Source organism: Gordonia effusa NBRC 100432 (assembly GCF_000241305.1).
Taxonomy (GTDB): Bacteria; Actinomycetota; Actinomycetes; order Mycobacteriales; family Mycobacteriaceae; genus Gordonia; species Gordonia effusa.
The window spans coordinates 65,621-82,686 of record NZ_BAEH01000035.1 but is presented as its reverse complement, the minus strand read 5'-3'; the positions used below and the strand labels follow the sequence as shown (position 1 = coordinate 82,686).

The window sequence follows — 17,066 nt, the reverse complement described above, 5'->3', positions numbered from 1 at the left end:
GACAGTCCGCCAAGGAGGGCTAGCGCTAGTTCGATGACCGCGAACGCGGTTGCGGCGTGGCGCTGAAGAGGTTTGGCCGCAAGCGACCCAATTCCCATCGCAAACACCATGACCGCCAACACGATTGACGCTTGGGTTGCGGTATTGCCGATCAGGAAGGAGCCAAGTGAGATGAGTGCGAGTTCGTAGGCAAGACCGCACGCGGCGCAAACGAAGACCACACCGAGTAGCGCGGCGCGGGCAAACCGCGCATTCGGAATTGAGGGAGGCTCGACCGTCACAGGATGGACGCGCTGATGATCAGCGCGATTCCGATGTGTGCCACCGCCTGTACCCACACCGCCGGATGCGGATTCACGTCGACCAACAACTCGCCGAGCTTGCCCGGGGTCACCAAATCGATGAGCAAGAAGGTAATCGCCATCAGCACAATCCCGATCGCGGTGTAGATGACCGTGTACAACAGCCCTTCACCGAGACGGCCTTCGCTTGCCGTGATCGCGGCGACGATGATCAGCGCGATAGCGGCCAGGTTGGATCCGACGAGAATTCCCGCGTTGCGATTGCGGTCGAACCACAGCTGATGGCGCAGGTTTCCCGGGGTTAGGAGATCGACGACCGCGAAGGACGCGACCATCAAGGCAATGCCCGAGGCACTGTAAGCCGCTGCGGCATAAGAATTCTCAATGATTCGAGTCAACACGATGCGCTCCTAGCAGGTTGAGGTGTCGATGCGGTGGGAATAGTTAGTGTCATTTGCCGCTGCCACTTCCGCCGCCACGGTTTCCGGAGCCGGAGCCCGAATAATGCGGCGTCGGGACCCAGTAGCCGCCGACATAGTTGTGGTAGTGGTGATAGCCCGAGGTGTAGTCCTTACTCAACATCACCTTGGATTTGCCTGCGGCATAAGGAAAGAGGGCGACGAGGTAGTCCGGATACTGCAGGAATCGGGTGCCGCTGATATTGCCGGCGGTGGTTGCTCCGCTTCGATTATCGGTCGGCCGCTCCGCGTTGGAAATCGCCGACGCAACCGAATCCGGTGTGCCGTCGGCGATATAGGCGGTTTGGTTCGCCTCGTCGAGTGACGCGTCGCGCTGATAGTGGCCGGAGATATAGTTGCGCGCACTGGTGGATCCGCTGCCGCAGGAGCCGATCACCAATAGACCCGCGATCAAGACGATGACGCCCACGATGATGTTGCGGACGATGAAGAGCTTGCGTCTGGGATCCGGAGTAGTCATGCGGCGCAATCCAATTGAGAGCGGGTGCGAACGATCTCACCGGATTGCGGGTATACGTGCCAACTCTGCCAGGTCAGCACGTCGTCATCGAACTGAGCGAATACAGCCGTCACCGCGAGCGGATACCGGGGAAACTGGGCGATGAGCACGGGGTCGCCCGCCGCGTCCGCGATCTCAGAACGGGCGGTGAGATCTTCGACGGTGTCGTTCAATACGCGGCCGGACGCCGTAATGGTCTGGGCGTCGAATCGGTATGGGCCGCTGCGAAACTCGGTCGGCAAGGTATCCGGCCGGTCGGGGAGACAGGCGACGGTTTCGGAGAATGCCACGCGACCTGACACGACGACCTGATGACTAGCACCCAGCAGTCGCAGATCAAGGGTGATGTCGGCGAATAGCCATTCGCGCCGAGCGAGCGCGGGCAACGCTGGTTCGCCGATGGCAAGTGTCAGCTGCTCCGAGCGCGTGTCGACATAGGGGACCGTCAGGGTGTGCATCGTCATCTCGCAGGCCTCACGCCTCGGGTGCGGGGTTGGACGGGTAGATCCGGTACTCGGCGTGGGAGAGCACTTCGCCGCGGGCGCATTCCCAGCCCGAACCGTAATCCTCGAACGACAACCGATCATTCCCCGCCTGATAATCGTGATAGGCCATATTGCCCGTGCCAGACACACCGGTGGTCCCCACCGAAGTGAAGCGCGCACGGCCTTCTTCGTCGAAAGCATATCGGCGGCCTTCGACGTCGATCGTCGGTGGTCCCGGTGCCACGACGACGCCGGTGAGTTCAGTCCAGAGAACGACTTCGAGATCGGGATCGTCTTCGACGGAAATCCACGCTTTGCGGCCGGTGCCGGTGTCGATGAAATTCTCGGTCCAGACATAGCCGTCTTGGGTGAGGCGCACTGTTCCGCGGACCGCGAAGGTCTGTCCGCGAATCTCGATGAGATCGCCGGGTTTGAGGTCGCGCGGATTGCCGTGCACCGCGTCGTCATCGGCGGAGGAGAACGGGTCGCCAGGACGGTAGGTGCGGTTGCGGAGGGCCTCCTCCTCCGCCTGCCGTAACTTGCGATTTCCGAGGAAATTGAAAATCACGAATACGGCGATGACCGCGAGCAGCGCGACGATAAGGATTATGGCGATATCCACGCCGACGACCCTATATGTCCGGAATGAGCCTGGTCGACCGAATGGCTGGTGATGAGTACGCATGAATGACTGCCATCGCCTTGCACTCTCGGCACTCGAGTGCTAAAAACGGTACTGGCACTCTACTACCGTGAGTGCCAGGTCGGGACGGTGAGACCGGTCCGTTTGACACGCCGGTCGTCCGTCGCGGGCACCGATGTTCCGGCCATAACAAACCTAGTGTCACCCCGTATCCGGAGGATCACTTACCAATGGCCAAGATCATTGCGTTCGACGAAGAGGCACGCCGTGGCCTCGAGCGGGGCCTCAATGCCCTCGCCGACGCTGTCAAGGTGACGTTGGGCCCCAAGGGTCGCAACGTCGTACTGGAAAAGAAGTGGGGCGCCCCCACGATCACCAACGATGGTGTTTCCATCGCCAAGGAGATCGAGCTGGAGGAGCCTTACGAGAAGATCGGCGCTGAGCTGGTCAAGGAAGTCGCCAAGAAGACTGACGATGTCGCGGGCGACGGCACCACCACCGCCACCGTTCTGGCTCAGGCTCTGGTTCGCGAAGGTCTGCGCAACGTCGCTGCCGGCGCCAACCCGCTCGGCCTGAAGCGCGGCATTGAGAAGGCCGTCGAGGCCGTCACCGAGTCGCTGCTCAAGAGCGCAACCGAAATCGAGACCAAAGAGCAGATCGCTGCCACCGCGGGTATCTCCGCCGGTGACCAGTCGATCGGCGATTTGATCGCCGAGGCGATGGACAAGGTCGGCAACGAGGGTGTCATCACCGTCGAGGAGTCGAACACCTTCGGCCTGCAGCTCGAGCTCACCGAGGGCATGCGGTTCGACAAGGGCTACATCTCGGCCTACTTCGTGACCGACGCCGAGCGCCAGGAAGCCGTCCTCGAAGACGCGTACATCCTGCTCGTCTCGAGCAAGGTGTCGACCATCAAGGACCTGCTGCCGCTGCTGGAGAAGGTCATCCAGGCCGGCAAGCCGCTGGTCATCATCGCCGAGGATGTCGAGGGCGAGGCTCTGTCGACCCTCATCGTCAATAAGCTCAAGGGCACCTTCAAGTCCGTCGCCGTCAAGGCACCGGGCTTCGGTGACCGCCGCAAGGCCATGCTGGCCGACATCGCCATCCTCACCGGTGGCGAGGTCATCAGCGAAGAGGTCGGCCTCTCGCTGGAGACCGCTGGTCTGGAGCTGCTGGGCACCGCTCGCAAGGTCGTCATCACCAAGGATGAGACCACCATCGTCGAGGGTGCCGGCGACGCCGACGCCATCGCCGGTCGCGTTGCGCAGATCCGTGCCGAGATCGAGAAGAGCGACTCGGATTACGACCGCGAGAAGCTGCAGGAACGTCTGGCCAAGCTGGCCGGCGGTGTTGCGGTCATCAAGGCCGGCGCCGCGACCGAGGTCGAGCTCAAGGAGCGCAAGCACCGCATCGAAGATGCCGTGCGTAACGCCAAGGCTGCTGTCGAAGAGGGCATCGTCGCCGGTGGTGGCGTCGCTCTTCTGCAGTCCGAGTCGGCCATCGACGGTCTGTCGCTGGAAGGTGACGAGGCAACCGGTGCGAATATCGTTCGCGTCGCACTGGAGGCTCCGGCCAAGCAGATCGCCATCAACGCGGGCCTCGAGCCCGGTGTTGTCGCCGACAAGGTCCGCAACTCGCCCGTTGGCACCGGCCTGAACGCCGGCACCAACACCTACGAGGACCTGCTGGCCGCCGGCATCAACGACCCGGTCAAGGTCACCCGTTCGGCGCTGCAGAACGCTGCTTCGATCGCCGCTCTGTTCCTCACCACCGAGGCTGTCGTCGCCGACAAGCCGGAGAAGGCTGCCGCACCGGCAATGCCGGGTGGCGACGAGATGGGCGGTATGGGCTTCTGATCTGATCAGAAACCTAACGCGCACAACGCGTTTCACACTGGCCGGTCACTCACATCGAGTGGCCGGCCAGTGGCTTTCGGCGCTATTCCTCAGGCCTGGACAGTGGCTCGGTTGGGAACGGCAAGTGGTTCCACGGGGAGTGGACCGAGTCGAGGAACGGACGGACCCATTCGATCGTGTCGACCACATCCTTGCCCCACGTTTCGGGATACGTCACGATGCGGCCCGCACTCATACCAAGGCCGTAGGCACGCCACGAGGAGTAGCGCTCGAGTGCCGCGTCGCGGGTCGCGAGCGCGACATTGAGCACGATCTGCGGTTCGCCCCAGCCCTGCAGGACACCCCACCGCGCGAGGTTGCCCGCGCGAACGTAGTCATATGCGTCGAGCGCTTCCACCTCCTCATCGGCGGCCAGCAGACGTGCGCGGCGCAAAGTGTCTTCCGCGGCGCGGATGCCCGGAATTGCTTCGACGGTTGCGTCGGCGTATTCCGACCACGTTTCGTTTCGCGCGGCCTCCTCGCGTATCGCCCGCTCCCAGGTGAGGTCGTCGAGAGTAGGTAGGTCGCGGACGCGCTTGGCGTCGCGCCGAATATCGGCAGCGTGATACGCGATCCATTTGCCGTACCCGGATGACACGAGGCGGTTCAGCCGGTCCATCCACACTTCGGCGTCGTTGATGCCCCACATATCGTTGAGGATGTAGCGCACGTTGTCGGCGGACAGAGTGCCTACGTCGGTCAACGAATTCCAGATGCCATCGGTCGAGGCGACCATCGGCCCCGACATGGCAAGCCCCTGTGCGACAGGGCCATACAGGTAGCCATCCACTTCGACTGGCAGCGGCGCCGAGGTGAAGTCGCGCGCCATGACTTCGGCGAGTTTCTCGGGACTGTCGTCTTTCCCCCAGTCCCATTTTTCGTCGTCAGTGTCGGCTGCGGAAGTGTCTTTACGGGATTTGCCGAACAGTGCCATCTGTCGTCCTCTCAGCTCACCAGTCGGCCAAACCGGTGAAATCGTGGGTCAGCGGAAAATCGAGATTGCGCCACGGACTATCCGAGGCGGTCAATAGTGTTGTCAGGGTGGGTAATTCGGCATCCCAGCGAGATTTCTGATCTGCCGGCGAGGTATGGAGAATCAGTCCAGCGAGTACCGATGTGCCAAACTCCGCCCAGTCCGCGAAATGCTTGCCCGCCAGATCCCGTGCGGCAAGCAGTCCCTGTCGCACCGCAGACCGGTCGCCGTAGCCCGACTGTGCGCCCCATCGCACGACGGTCACCGCGCGAGCGATCTGCATGCCGGTGACCGATCGGAGCACGGTCCCCGACGGCAGAAGCCCGGCGTCGGCGATCCAGCCGTCCACCTCGACGATGTTCGGGCAGATACGGTCCACCGAGTCGTGTGCGGCGATCGGCTGGTCGGTTTCGGTCAGATACCGGTGAAGTTCATCGAGCCAGTGGTCGGTGCTTACCAGGTGCCCGTCGCGACGCATCATCTCCGCGCGGGCCTCCATAACGAAGGCGATATCGCCGAGCGAATCGGGCTTGAGAGTGTCGCCGAGGTTCGTAACCCAATCCGAAGCGCTATTTATCCCATTGCGGGACAGGATGATTCGGGTCTCATAGGCGGAGATTCCCGGAATAGCGACCGCGTTCCACGCGACTTCTCCGATGGCCGCCGACTGAGCGTCGAGGGCCAGCGACTGGGCGAGCTCGTCGTAGAGCGGTCCATTCGGGTCGACGGAGATCGTTGTCACGTGCCGGTCGGAAACGGGATATTGGTCCACGGGCTTAGCGGGTCTGTGGTCAGCAGTCGCATCATCGCGACCGCCCCGGTGTATGGACCGTCGACCGGATAGCCGCCATACAGCATCGTCGCCGCCATCGCGTACGACGCCGCGAATGTCTCCCATGAGGTGAAGACGCCAGCGGCGTTATGGCCGATCGCGGCGGTCATCTGCCCGACCGTCGACGGGTTGGTGAAACCCATCCGGGCGCCGGCCTGCGTGAGGTACGCGGCGATCGTCAGATCATGAGCGAACATCGTCACCACGTGTTGGCCGGCCGGCAGCAAACCGTCGGTCGCGAGTTGTTGTTCGGCGTAGAAGGCCTTGACGGCCAGGCGCATCACCAGATCGGAACGGTCGGGATCCCAGCCGGATTTGGTGGCGTGAGCGTCGACGGCGCTCAACCAATCGTCGATGTCGAGGTAAGCGTCACCAGAGCGCTCAAGTACTTCGTCGCGAATATCGAGCGCGGTCTCGGCGGGCTGGGTGCGAATATGTTCGCCACGAATCATTCGATCAGTCGTGGTGAACCACGAATCGGCGCTGGTGATCTGCCATCGACGAGCCAGGGTAAGTTTTTCCTCGACGGTCGCGTCGACCGTGCCGGGAGCCGCACCCGGTCGCTCGGGACTATTCCAGTACACACCAAACTCGACGGCCAGCGGTGCTCCGAGCGCAAGCGCCGCCGCAGCTGGTCCGTGCGTCGGCGCGGCGGCGGACGTAAGGATCGACGCGAATCCGGATGTCACGGGCAACTCCTCAACGACTGAATGTTGACTTTGTTGTCAGCAACATATCGCATCGCCAGCGATCATCGAGAGGCGCTCAGCGCAAGATGATGCACGTCGTGGTGCCGTGGGCAACCAACTTGCCGTCGGCGGAGAAGACCTTGCCCTCGGCGGTCGCGGTGCGGCGACCGACATGAATGGTGGTCCCGACGCCGGTGAGGTCACTGGCGTCGACGGCGACCGTCCGGATGTAATTCACCTTGAGTTCGAGAGTCGTGTAGCCCACGCCGGCCGGCAATGTCGTGTGGACCGCGCACCCCATCACCGAGTCGAGCAAGGTGGCGCAGATACCGCCGTGCACGCTGCCGAGCGGGTTGGCGAAGTCGGGTTTGGGGGTGACGGCAAAACTTACCGAGCCTTCGTCGATCGAGACCGGACGCATCCCCAGCAGTCGTCCGATGCTGGGATGGTCGAGGCCCGGGTTGGCCGCCCAGGCGCGCATCAGGTCGAGTCCCGAGAAGCTCAGTGGATCGGCGGTGTGCGATGGTGCCGATTCGGGTGTTGTTGGTGAATCTGTCTGCATGACTATGTATGATGACATAGATAGTCGAGCGGAGGAAAGTGGGTCGAAATGGCGGAGATTCCGGTTGCCGAGAACGGCAGCGCACGTGGTCCTCGTGAGCGCATGGTTATCAGTGCCGCTGATCTGATCGGGCGCGACGGCGTCAGTGCTACGTCGATCGGTGATGTCCTCGCCGCGAGTAAGGCGCCCCGCGGGTCGATCTACCATCACTTTCCCCGGGGCAAATCCGAGCTGATGGTCGAGGCGGTCCGATACGCGGGGGAGTTCATCGCCCGCCGAATCGCGGGGCGGCGAAGTGATTCCCCGGCGGACACCGTCGCCGACATCGGAGCGGTGTGGCGGCGAATGCTCATCGATAGCGACTTCCAATTCGGCTGCCCGGTCCTCGCCGGCGGTTTGGCTCGTAACGCCGAGCCAGCGGTTGCCGACGAGGCGCTGGAGATTTTCGCCGAATGGACCGCGCTGATCACCAACCGTCTCGCCGACGACGGTGTGCCGCGCGAGCGCGCTCAGTCGTTGGCGAATTTGATCATCTCCGCGATCGAGGGCGCCGTCGGACTGTGTCAGACGCAACGTCGGGTGACTCCGCTCGACGACGTAATCGTCGAATTGCAGGCGTTGTGCGAATCGGCCGCCGCTACCTGACGGGGAAGGTTCTCAGCCGGGGTTGATCTGCTGGAGCCGGTCGCCCATCTATTTCGTCGCGAAGATTGTCGGTTCGGCGGGAGGCGGCTGAACACCCGGTACTGTCGCTGGGTATGGAAAGATCCGCCCCATGACGCCGGTTTATCGCGCCGCACTGGGTTCCGACTTTGAGCGGCTGCACCCGAATATGCAGTGGCGCTACGGGATCGACTCGACGTCGGCGGTCGCACAGAAGATGACCGGAATCATGGAGTCCATCTATATCTCGGCCGCGGTGCCACCGCCCATCACGTGGTATTACGGCAATCGAAATGCGTTGCCCAGCAAGTCGAGTCGCATGGTGCCCTTCACGCAGGAGAACTATTGCTACGTCGACGAGCTCGGGCGAGAATGTCTCGCGGTGTTGCGAACTTTCGAATACACCTCTGGCACAAGGAAACTCAATTCGGTGCTGGTGTCCGGGCGCGGAGGTCTGGTCGACTACTTCGGCGATGGGCCCGAACTGTTGTATCCAATTGCGGCGTCATCGACCGAACACGGTGACTTGCTGCTGGAAAGTGGCCCGATGCGGTGGTTGCGCGGTCCCAAACTCGGCATGAAGGGGCCATTCGTCCTGGAGATGAAGTACACCGAGGGCTGGGATGACACCCGGCAGCGGTTCCGTTGTGACGCGATCGTGCGCAATCCCGTTATCGGCGAAGTCCTGCATTACCGAGGGTGGTTCACCGCCGTGGACGAGCCGTGCGCACTTGCCGACATCCCCGACGAAGCCTGGCCGGTCAACTTAGTCGATCGGGAGAGGTGAAACCGGGATCCGCGGGCTCCGTCGGCTTTGCTCCGACGGGGATGTCGCGATGGTAGGTTGCCTGCATGCCTGTTTCCGCGAAAACCGAATTCGACGTTGATGCACCACCTTCGGTGGTTATGGAAGTTCTGATGGATGTGGAATCCCTGCCTGAATGGTCGGGTCCGCACAAGTCGGCAGCCGTGCTCGAAGAGCATGAGGACGGTGCGCCGAAGCGGGTGCAGGTGTCGGTGTCGCTGGGGCCGATTTCCGACGATCAGTTACTCGACTACACCTGGACCGAGAATACGTGCACGTGGGATCTCGTCGAGGGCAGTCAGCTCAGTTCGCAGCACGGGGTCTACACGGTGACCGAGGGCAAAGGTGGCGGCGCGCACGTGCAGTTCGAGCTGGAAGTTGAACTCAAGGTGAAATTGCCGGGACTCCTTGTGCGACAAGCCCAAAAGGTCGCGGTAGACACCGCGAAGAAGGGTTTGTCAGCTGAGGTCAAACGCCGCGCGGCGGGTTAAGTCCGTTAGTTGGCCCGACGGCCGGTTGTGGAGGTAGGCTGGCGAGCGTTGACCGGTCAGCGGGGCCGGCTCGGTGAGGAGTGTAAAGCATTGCGTACCAACGCTTTTGGAAAGTGCACAGCGCGGTTCGTCGGGGCGGCGATTGCGATCGCCGCGGTGGCGTTCCTGATGACGCTGGGTGGCGGTACCGCGAATGCCGGAACTTCGTGCAATGTCGAAAACGGCCATCGGGTTCAGAAGATCGTCGGCAAGAGTGCGTGTGCCGCGACCGCGGGCAAGGGCAGTAAGGCCAGTGCCGAGGACTCGTCGTCGGGTGGAACCGCTATCTCGGTTGCCGACAACGGCGGCAACGCACATTCGCGCAACCTCCAGCCGGGGTCGACCGCACTCGCCGGAGCCAACACTCGGGGCAACGCCTACTCGGTGACGACCGGCCCGTCGGCGCAATCGGTCGCGCAGGCCAAGCGCGGAGCAACAGCGGTGGCTATCGGCGGCTGGGCCGGTGAAGCGTATGCCAGCCCCAAGGGGACCGCCTGCATCGGCGGATTCGCCGCGGCGTACGAGAGTTCGACCGGCAAGATGTGCGTGCGCTCGGGATCGTTCTACTACCAGAACTGAGTCGGGTCGTGTTTACCCGGAAGACATACCCCGTTCGCCGCTGCTGCTTACCGTTGGGTGATGACTGATCTGGATGAGTTGAAATTAGTCGGACCCGACTTCAGTGCGGTATCCGGGCGCGAGGCGCTACAGCAACTCGTCGACCTCGCTGATACTTCGGGTTTCGCGGTGAACGACGACGATGACGACGACCCGATCCTGTTGACGCTGCCCGAACGCAACGTCGTAGACACGTGGCGTGAGGACTACCCATACGACGAGCGGATGAGCCGTCGCGAGTACGAAGTGACCAAGCGTCGTCTACAGATCGAACTCCTCAAACTGCAGAAGTGGTCCAAGAAGACCGGGCAGCGGCATTTGCTGGTCTTCGAGGGACGCGACGCCGCCGGCAAGGGCGGCACCATCAAACGCTTCAACGAGCATCTCAATCCGCGCGGTGCACATGTTGTCGCACTTGAGAAGCCGAGTGAGCGGGAAGCCACCGAGTGGTATTTCCAGCGCTATGTGCAGCATCTTCCCGCCAGCGGGGAGATGGTGTTCTTCGATCGCTCTTGGTACAACCGGGCCGGCGTCGAACGAGTCATGGGTTTCTGCACGGAGGAACAGCACAGCCTTTTCCTCCAGCAGGTGCCGTGGTTCGAGAAGATGCTCGTCGATGACGGCGTCAATCTGGTCAAGTTTTGGTTCTCGGTGACGCCGCTGGAGCAGCGCACCCGATTCGCGATCCGCCAGATCGACCCGGTACGCCAATGGAAACTGTCACCGATGGACTTAGCGTCGCTGGACAAATGGGATCGCTACACCGCGGCCAAGGAAGAGATGTTCGCGGCGACCGATACCGATCACGCACCGTGGACCATCGTCAAGAGTAATGACAAGAAACGGGCCCGTCTCAATGCGATGCGCCATGTGCTCAGCCTCTTCGACTACGACGGCAAGAACGAAGAATTCGTCGGCGCGCCCGACCCGCTGATCGTTGGCCGTGCCCGCGATCTGGTGGGTGAGTAGCCTAGTTGGAGTGCGTAGTTTTGTAAGCGGCCTGGCGGCGTTGGTCGCCATCGCGGCAATCATCGTTGCACTGCCGTCGCTGTGGATTAAGGAACGGGTGATCGACCCGGAGGGCTTCTCCTCGACGGCCGCGACGATGGCTGCCAACCCGCAGGTGCAGTCGTATATGGCCGACGAGATCGTCCATCAGGTCGGCAACCGATCCAATGGCCTGGTTCCAAGCGCCATCGCCAAACCGATCGCTTCGGCCTACACGTCCAGCCCGCAGTTCCGGGCGGACTTCGTCGACATCGCCGGCCAAGAGCACGCCTGGCTGTTCAACGAGGCGACGCCCGATCAACAGGGCAAGGCGATGGAACTCGACCTGACCGATATGGTCAACCGGGTCGTCGCGTCCACGGGAGTGCAGGTGACGATTCCCGGGCCAATCACGGTTCCGATCACTCGAGGCGCCGGAGATGGCCTCGAAGCGGGCCGTTATCACCATGTGAGCCAACAGATTACGCGGATCGCCTATACCAGTGTGGTCGTCGCGATCGTTGCGGCATTACTCGCGCTTCTGATAGCTCGCCGGCGCGGGACCGTGCTTGCCTGGCTCGGCGCGGGTGCTGTTGTGTCGGCGGCGGTCTCGTGGGGGTTGGCGACACTGCTCGCCCATCGGGCCAAGCAGGAGGTGTCGGCGACCGACGGCGGTGCCCGCCAGGTCGCCGAGATCACCATCGACGGCGTTGTCGACAATCTGACCCAGGTGGCTCTCGTCGTGGGAGGCGTGGGGCTCGCGGTAGTCGTCGTCGGAGTGATCGCGCGGGCAGCGTTTCGATTCTAGGAGTCGAGCTGGGCGGTCTCAGGCAGTCCAGCGATACACATTCGGCGTCTTCGGTGTGTACTTCGCCCAACCGATGGCAGGGTCCGGTGCGCCGGTTCGGACGAAGTCGAGCCACGCAGTCCGCATCCGGCTGCCAAGAGAGGCGACGACCATCGGTGGCGTACCCCTGAGCATGGGAGCCTCGGCCCAGTCCCTGTCGGCGCCGAGAAGGAACGGGAGTTCGGCGCAATGGCAGGCGCCGAATGGCGAATCGGGTGCGGCGTAGTCGAATTGATATACCCATATGCGCGCACCGGCATGGCTCAGTTGCGCTGCCAGTCGTCGGCTGGGTCGGATGAATACCAGCGTGCTGACGGCACGCTCGATCACGTTGGCCGCGATCGCTCCCAGTACTGGGATTCGACGTAGCCGCTCAATGGCGGCGTTGGGCACGTAGAAGGCAGCCGCTTCGCGCGCGGTGGTGCCGATGATGACGTCGAGGTCGGGTGCGCGGCCCGCGACTTCGGTCTTCCACTCGGGCAGGTTCGGCAAGACTCCAACACCGGGAACCGGGGCGATTCCGGTGGAGAGTCCCAGGCCCAGTCGGCCCGCGGCGGCCCGCATAGCGATGAACTGAGCGTCCAGAATCGCCGACGTCGGAGCGGTTGTAGCCGATCCTACGAGCGCATTGCGAAAACGCTTGGCACCCTTGCGTGCGGACCGGGTGTTGCCCAGACCTAGCCCGGCCGGCGAACTCTGGAGAATCGCGCGCCGGAAGAGCCCGCGCGCCAACGGCATTCCGATAAGACATTGCACAGCATGGGCACCCGCCGACTGCCCCGCGACTGTTACCGCCTGCGGGTCGCCCCCGAAAGCGGCGATGTTGTCGTGCACCCACCGCAGCGCGGCGAGCTGATCGGCCAAACCGTGATTGCCCTCCGAAATACCTTCGGCCCGTAGATAGCCGAGTACCCCGAGTCGATAATTGAGGGCGACAACAACGACGTTGCCCTCGTTGGCGATGCGGTGACCACCGTATATCCCTAGGCTTCCGGCGCCGGTGACCCAAGCGCCGCCATGAATCCACACCAGCACCGGCCGCCGCTGACCATCGGCGGCGGGAGTCGTAATAGTGAGACGTTGGCAGTCTTCGGATTGGCGATGGCCCTCGGGTGCGTTACCCATTACCGGTGCCAAGCGAGAGGTGAGTTGGGGCGCGATGGGCGTGTCTGCGACGGCACGTTCGCCTGCCCACTCCGCAACCGTCTCAGGTGGACCGAAGCGGGCGCTGGTGGCATAAGGCACGTCCCGAAAGACCAGCACTGTGTCTTCAACGTGACCGCGCACCGTGCCGCTAGTTGTCAGAACCGTCGCATCCACCATCTCACCCAGTCTTGTTGTTATCTCGCTACAGAGTAGACGCGCGCGACGTATTACACCCCTTTCCATATCTGTCTGGGACAGGTTATGGTCAAGGTCATCGAACCATCCGATTTCTTGGAAGGACTGGCATGACCACAACGAATGCTGCACCGGCGAAAGCCGCCGCGGCGAAGCCTGGGGCGAAGAAGCCCGCGGCGAATAAGCCAGACGCGAAGGCTCCAGCAGCTGCGCCCGCGGCCGCGAAGTCGCCATCAAAGCCGATTACCCCGGACTACGAGGTGGCGATCGTCGGCGCCGGCTTCGGCGGCCTTGGCGCGGCGATCAGACTCAAAGACATCGGCGTAACCGACATTGTCATCCTTGAGAAGCACGACGGTGTCGGCGGCTGCTGGTGGGCCAACACCTACCCGGGCGTGGCCGTCGACGTGCCGTCATTGGTGTACAGCTTCTCCTTTGACCAGCGCACCGACTGGTCCCGTGTCTTCGCGCCGGGATCTGAGCTGCGGAAGTACGCACAGAGCCTGGTCGATAAGAACGACCTGGGCTCCAAGCTGCGGCTCAACACCGGAGCCAAGGGTGGTCGCTGGGACGAGGACAACCACATCTGGCACGTCGAAACTGAGCAAGGTGACAAGTTCACCGCCCGCTTCGTGATCGCGGCTGTCGGTGGTCTGGAGATTCCGCGTCTGCCCGATATCCCGGATATCGAAAAATACGAGGGCAAAGTCATGCACTCGGCGCAGTGGGATCACGAGTACTCGTTGGAGGGCAAGAACGTCGCGGTGATCGGTACCGGTGCTTCGGCACTGCAGCTCGTCCCCGAGGTTGCCAAGATCGCGGGCCACTTGACCGTGTTCCAGCGTCGTGGCATTTGGGCCGCACCGAAACCGGACTGGAAGGTCGGGCCGTTCACGCAGTTCGTGCTGAACCGCATCTTCCTGCGCAAAATCATCCGGTTCGTCGCCGGCGGCGTGATTTCGCTGGGAGTCGGCGGTGGTGTGCAGTTGGCGAAGCCGTGGATGCTCCCGTTTGCCACCTTCTTCGTCAAGCCGGTGCAGCGCGCCTGGATCTGGGCGAATGTCGGTTTCGATTGGGATCTGGCCAAACGGTTGACTCCGAACTATCCGATCGGGTGTAAGCGCCCCTCGGTATCGAATAAGTACTTCCCGACCTTCAAACGCCCGAACGTCACACTGGTCACCGATCCGATCACGCGTGGCGACAAAAAGGGTTTGGTCACCGGCAAGGAGGATCTGCACGAATTCGACGCGATCATTTGCGCCACCGGCTTCCAGGTCGCCGAGCCCAGCTCGTTCGCTCCCTTCCGCGTCGTCGGGTACGACGCCGAGAACACCTTCGATGACGAAGAGGTCGTGCTGCACGAGTACTGGGAGAAGTACCGGATGCAGGCCTACCAGGGTGTGTCGGGACCGTTCTTCCCGAACGCGTTCATGACAACCGGCCCGTACGGTTATGCCCCGAGTAGCTACCACTCCTACATCGAGGCGGCGTGTGCGCATATCGTCCGCGCGATCAAGGAGACCAAGAAGCGGGGCGCCACCCGTATCGAGGTCAAGAAGGAGCCGCATCTCGATTACTGGCACAAGTGTGTGCAGAAGGTGGAGAAGACCGGTTACCGTTCGGCATGCCGAGCTTCGAACACCTTCTACATCAACAGCCAGGGCGACTCCGCTCTGGTTCGTCCTGAAGGACAGTTCACGATGTGGTGGCAGAACCGTTTCTACAACAAGGACGTCTACAAGTACGACACGCTGCCGAATAAGGGCGCATAACTGGTTGTAGCTTGAGTCGAGGCGGTCGGTGTCGGAGATGATTCGACACCGACCGCCTCAGTCTAGTTGGCGGAAGTTAGCGTCTCCCAAAGAAATTCGTAGGCCAAAGCGGACATGAAGGCTGCCTGCTTATTGTCTGCGGCGCCGCCGTGGCCACCCTCGATATTCTCGTAGTAGTGCGGTTTGTGACCCGTTTCCTCAAGGCGCGCAACGAGTTTGCGGGCGTGGGCCGGGTGGACGCGGTCGTCCCGGGTTGATGTGGTCACCAGGATTTCCGGGTAGTCGACGTCGGCGGAGATGTTTTGATACGGCGAGAATGGTCGGATGAACTCCCATTCGTCGGGGTTGTCGGGGTCACCGTACTCGGCCATCCACGAGGCACCCGCGAGCAGCTTGTGATAGCGCCGCATGTCGATGAGTGGCACCTGGCACACCAGGGCACCGAACAGCTCTGGATACCGCGTCAACATCACGCCCATCAGCAATCCGCCATTCGAACCACCTTGTGCACCAAGCTGTTCCACGGTCGTCACGCCATCGCGGACGAGTTCTGCGGCCACCGCCGCGAAGTCCTCGTAGACCTTATGCCGCCCGGCTTTCACTGCCTGGGTGTGCCACTCGGGGCCGTATTCGCCGCCGCCGCGGATGTTGGCGATCACGTAGGTTCCGCCGCGCTGGACCCAGTTGCGACCGGATACCGACGAATAGGATGGCACTAAAGCGTTTTCGAAGCCGCCGTAGCCGTAGAGCAGCGTCGGGCCCGATTCGATATCCGCTCGCCGCACGACGAAGTACGGCACCGACGTCCCGTCTGCCGACGTCGCGAAGCGTTGGTCGACGGTGACACCCGTCGCATCGTATTGCTCGGGCGCCTGCTTTATCGGAGATACCGAACCCACAGACGTATCACCGTGCAGGAGCGTCGACGGCAACGTGAAAGTGCTTGTATTCAAGAAGATCTCATCGCTCACATCGGGATCTACGCCGAGAACGGAGATGGTGGCGACAGGGGGCAGTCCAGTCAGCTCGACGGGCGTCCAGTCGCCGAGCGTGCGGATTTCGAGCTGAGTCTGGACGTCGTGCAACGTCGTGAGGATCAAATGTGAGCGGGTGAACGAGAAGTCGGCAAGACTCGTATGTGCGTCGGGAGTGAAAAGAACGGTGCCGTCTCGGTTTCCGTCGAGAAATTTCAGGTAGTCGAATACGACCAGAGTGCCGGTCTGGTAGGTAACGTCGGCGAGTTCCCACGGCGACCGCGCGAGGACGAACAGCCAATTCAGCCGGATGGAAGCGGCCGCGTCGGTCGGTACGTCGATCAGAATATTCTCGCCGCCGCGGATCTCATACAACTCGGAGTTGTAGAAATCTGTTGCGCGGGAGGCGAAATGACGCTCATGGCCAGGAGTATCGTCGTAACTCGCGTTGACGGCGACATCGGTGGTGGCCCCGCTGAACACGATCGGAGCCTCGGTCAGCGGTGTTCCCCGTACCCATTTCTTGACGATTCGGGGGTAACCGGAGTCGGTCAGCGAACTCGTGCCGTCGGGCTGTTCACCGAAATCGGTGCCGACGTAGATGGTGTCTTCGTCGATCCAACTGACGCGAGACTTGTTCTCCGGCAGGGTGAACCCACCGTCGGCCGGGTCGATCCAGGTCCTCGTCACCAGGTCGAACTCGCGGATCACGGTCGCATCCGCGCCGCCGCGAGAAAGGGAGACGAGCGCGTGTCGGTACTGTTCGTCGGGGTTGTCGCCGGGGGTCAGCGTCGACCGCAAAATGGTGCCGCCGTGCCAGACCCAATTCTCGTCTTCGACGCGACTGAGTTCGTCGACGTCGACGATGACATCCCATTCGGGTGTATCACTCTGGTACGACTCCAAAGTTGTTCGCCGCCATAGGCCTTTGGGGTTTTTCGCATCGCGCCAGAAGTTGTAGAGGTAGGCGCCGCGACGTGCCGCGTAGGGGATTCGGTCGTCCGAGTCGAGGATAGCGAGCGTCTGATCCTGGAGTTCGGCGAAGCGCGCTGTCCCGGTCAGCGCATCGACGGTGGGCTCGTTGTGCGCGCGTACCCAGGCGAGGGCTTCGTCGCCGGTAACGTCTTCGAGCCAGAGGTAGGGGTCATGGTCGGTATCGGTCACCAG

General features: G+C 62.4%; 18 protein-coding genes and 1 pseudogene. 8 read left to right on the top strand and 11 right to left on the bottom strand.

Annotated features, from left to right (window positions below; translation table 11 throughout):
• From GOEFS_RS05505 to GOEFS_RS05485, 5 genes and pseudogenes are all read right to left on the bottom strand, one after another.
• A pseudogene (locus GOEFS_RS05505) lies at positions 1-281 on the bottom strand (polyamine aminopropyltransferase); the annotation flags it as partial.
• Complete coding sequence (locus GOEFS_RS05500) at positions 278-703, bottom strand: DUF350 domain-containing protein (protein ID WP_007316899.1); 426 nt, start codon at positions 701-703, stop codon at positions 278-280. The pseudogene GOEFS_RS05505 and the gene GOEFS_RS05500, both read right to left, overlap by 4 nt.
• A 49-nt stretch (positions 704-752) precedes the next feature.
• Positions 753-1,241, bottom strand: a complete 489-nt coding sequence (locus GOEFS_RS05495; RefSeq protein WP_007316898.1) for a DUF4247 domain-containing protein — start codon at positions 1,239-1,241, stop codon at positions 753-755.
• Positions 1,238-1,744, bottom strand: a complete 507-nt coding sequence (locus GOEFS_RS05490; protein ID WP_007316897.1) for a DUF2617 family protein — start codon at positions 1,742-1,744, stop codon at positions 1,238-1,240. The genes GOEFS_RS05495 and GOEFS_RS05490 overlap by 4 nt, the downstream gene beginning before the upstream one ends.
• 10 nt (positions 1,745-1,754) lie before the next feature.
• On the bottom strand, positions 1,755-2,387 hold the full coding sequence (locus GOEFS_RS05485; protein WP_007316896.1) for a DUF4178 domain-containing protein: 633 nt from the start codon (positions 2,385-2,387) through the stop codon (positions 1,755-1,757).
• 251 nt (positions 2,388-2,638) lie between these two features.
• Between GOEFS_RS05485 and groL the strand changes: the two genes are divergently transcribed.
• Positions 2,639-4,264: a chaperonin GroEL gene (gene groL / locus GOEFS_RS05480; protein WP_007316895.1), complete on the top strand. Its 1,626-nt coding sequence runs from the start codon at positions 2,639-2,641 to the stop codon at positions 4,262-4,264.
• Between the two features lie 82 nt (positions 4,265-4,346).
• Here the strand turns inward: groL and GOEFS_RS05475 are convergent, their stop codons facing one another.
• The 4 genes from GOEFS_RS05475 to GOEFS_RS05460 form a co-directional block, all read right to left on the bottom strand.
• Positions 4,347-5,237, bottom strand: a complete 891-nt coding sequence (locus GOEFS_RS05475; protein ID WP_007316894.1) for a DUF1266 domain-containing protein — start codon at positions 5,235-5,237, stop codon at positions 4,347-4,349.
• Between the two features lie 16 nt (positions 5,238-5,253).
• Positions 5,254-6,018: a DUF1266 domain-containing protein gene (locus tag GOEFS_RS05470; protein ID WP_007316893.1), complete on the bottom strand. Its 765-nt coding sequence runs from the start codon at positions 6,016-6,018 to the stop codon at positions 5,254-5,256.
• Positions 6,015-6,797 carry a DUF1266 domain-containing protein gene (locus GOEFS_RS05465; protein WP_007316892.1) on the bottom strand — a complete coding sequence of 261 codons (783 nt, stop codon included), beginning with the start codon at positions 6,795-6,797 and terminating at the stop codon, positions 6,015-6,017. The genes GOEFS_RS05470 and GOEFS_RS05465 overlap by 4 nt, the downstream gene beginning before the upstream one ends.
• Before the next feature lie 76 nt (positions 6,798-6,873).
• Complete coding sequence (locus tag GOEFS_RS05460; protein WP_040524538.1) at positions 6,874-7,377, bottom strand: PaaI family thioesterase; 504 nt, start codon at positions 7,375-7,377, stop codon at positions 6,874-6,876.
• Positions 7,378-7,407: 30 nt separating this feature from the next.
• On the opposite strand from GOEFS_RS05460, the gene GOEFS_RS05455 reads away from it, so the two are divergent.
• The 6 genes from GOEFS_RS05455 to GOEFS_RS05430 all read left to right on the top strand — a co-directional run bounded on the left by GOEFS_RS05455 (position 7,408) and on the right by GOEFS_RS05430 (position 11,770).
• The gene (locus tag GOEFS_RS05455; protein WP_007316890.1) at positions 7,408-8,004 is read left to right on the top strand and encodes a TetR/AcrR family transcriptional regulator; all 597 of its coding nucleotides are present in this window, start codon (positions 7,408-7,410) and stop codon (positions 8,002-8,004) included.
• A 130-nt stretch (positions 8,005-8,134) separates the two neighbouring features.
• Complete coding sequence (locus GOEFS_RS05450) at positions 8,135-8,809, top strand: DUF4166 domain-containing protein (protein ID WP_007316889.1); 675 nt, start codon at positions 8,135-8,137, stop codon at positions 8,807-8,809.
• A gap of 65 nt (positions 8,810-8,874) precedes the next feature.
• A complete protein-coding gene (locus GOEFS_RS05445; protein WP_007316888.1) occupies positions 8,875-9,318 on the top strand; it encodes an SRPBCC family protein in 444 nt (147 codons plus the stop codon).
• Positions 9,319-9,408: 90 nt separating this feature from the next.
• The gene (locus GOEFS_RS05440) at positions 9,409-9,936 is read left to right on the top strand and encodes a DUF6764 family protein (RefSeq protein ID WP_007316887.1); all 528 of its coding nucleotides are present in this window, start codon (positions 9,409-9,411) and stop codon (positions 9,934-9,936) included.
• Positions 9,937-9,996: 60 nt separating this feature from the next.
• The gene (gene ppk2, locus GOEFS_RS05435) at positions 9,997-10,944 is read left to right on the top strand and encodes a polyphosphate kinase 2 (RefSeq protein ID WP_040524537.1); all 948 of its coding nucleotides are present in this window, start codon (positions 9,997-9,999) and stop codon (positions 10,942-10,944) included.
• 10 nt (positions 10,945-10,954) lie between these two features.
• Complete coding sequence (locus GOEFS_RS05430) at positions 10,955-11,770, top strand: hypothetical protein (RefSeq protein ID WP_007316885.1); 816 nt, start codon at positions 10,955-10,957, stop codon at positions 11,768-11,770.
• An 18-nt stretch (positions 11,771-11,788) separates the two neighbouring features.
• On the opposite strand, the gene GOEFS_RS05425 is transcribed toward GOEFS_RS05430, so the two are convergent.
• Positions 11,789-13,132, bottom strand: coding sequence for a carboxylesterase/lipase family protein (locus tag GOEFS_RS05425; protein WP_007316884.1), 1,344 nt, complete (start codon positions 13,130-13,132; stop codon positions 11,789-11,791).
• 128 nt (positions 13,133-13,260) lie between these two features.
• On the opposite strand from GOEFS_RS05425, the gene GOEFS_RS05420 reads away from it, so the two are divergent.
• A complete protein-coding gene (locus GOEFS_RS05420; protein WP_007316883.1) occupies positions 13,261-14,925 on the top strand; it encodes a flavin-containing monooxygenase in 1,665 nt (554 codons plus the stop codon).
• Between the two features lie 62 nt (positions 14,926-14,987).
• On the opposite strand, the gene GOEFS_RS05415 is transcribed toward GOEFS_RS05420, so the two are convergent.
• A complete protein-coding gene (locus GOEFS_RS05415; protein WP_007316882.1) occupies positions 14,988-17,063 on the bottom strand; it encodes a prolyl oligopeptidase family serine peptidase in 2,076 nt (691 codons plus the stop codon).
• Positions 17,064-17,066 lie beyond the last annotated feature (3 nt).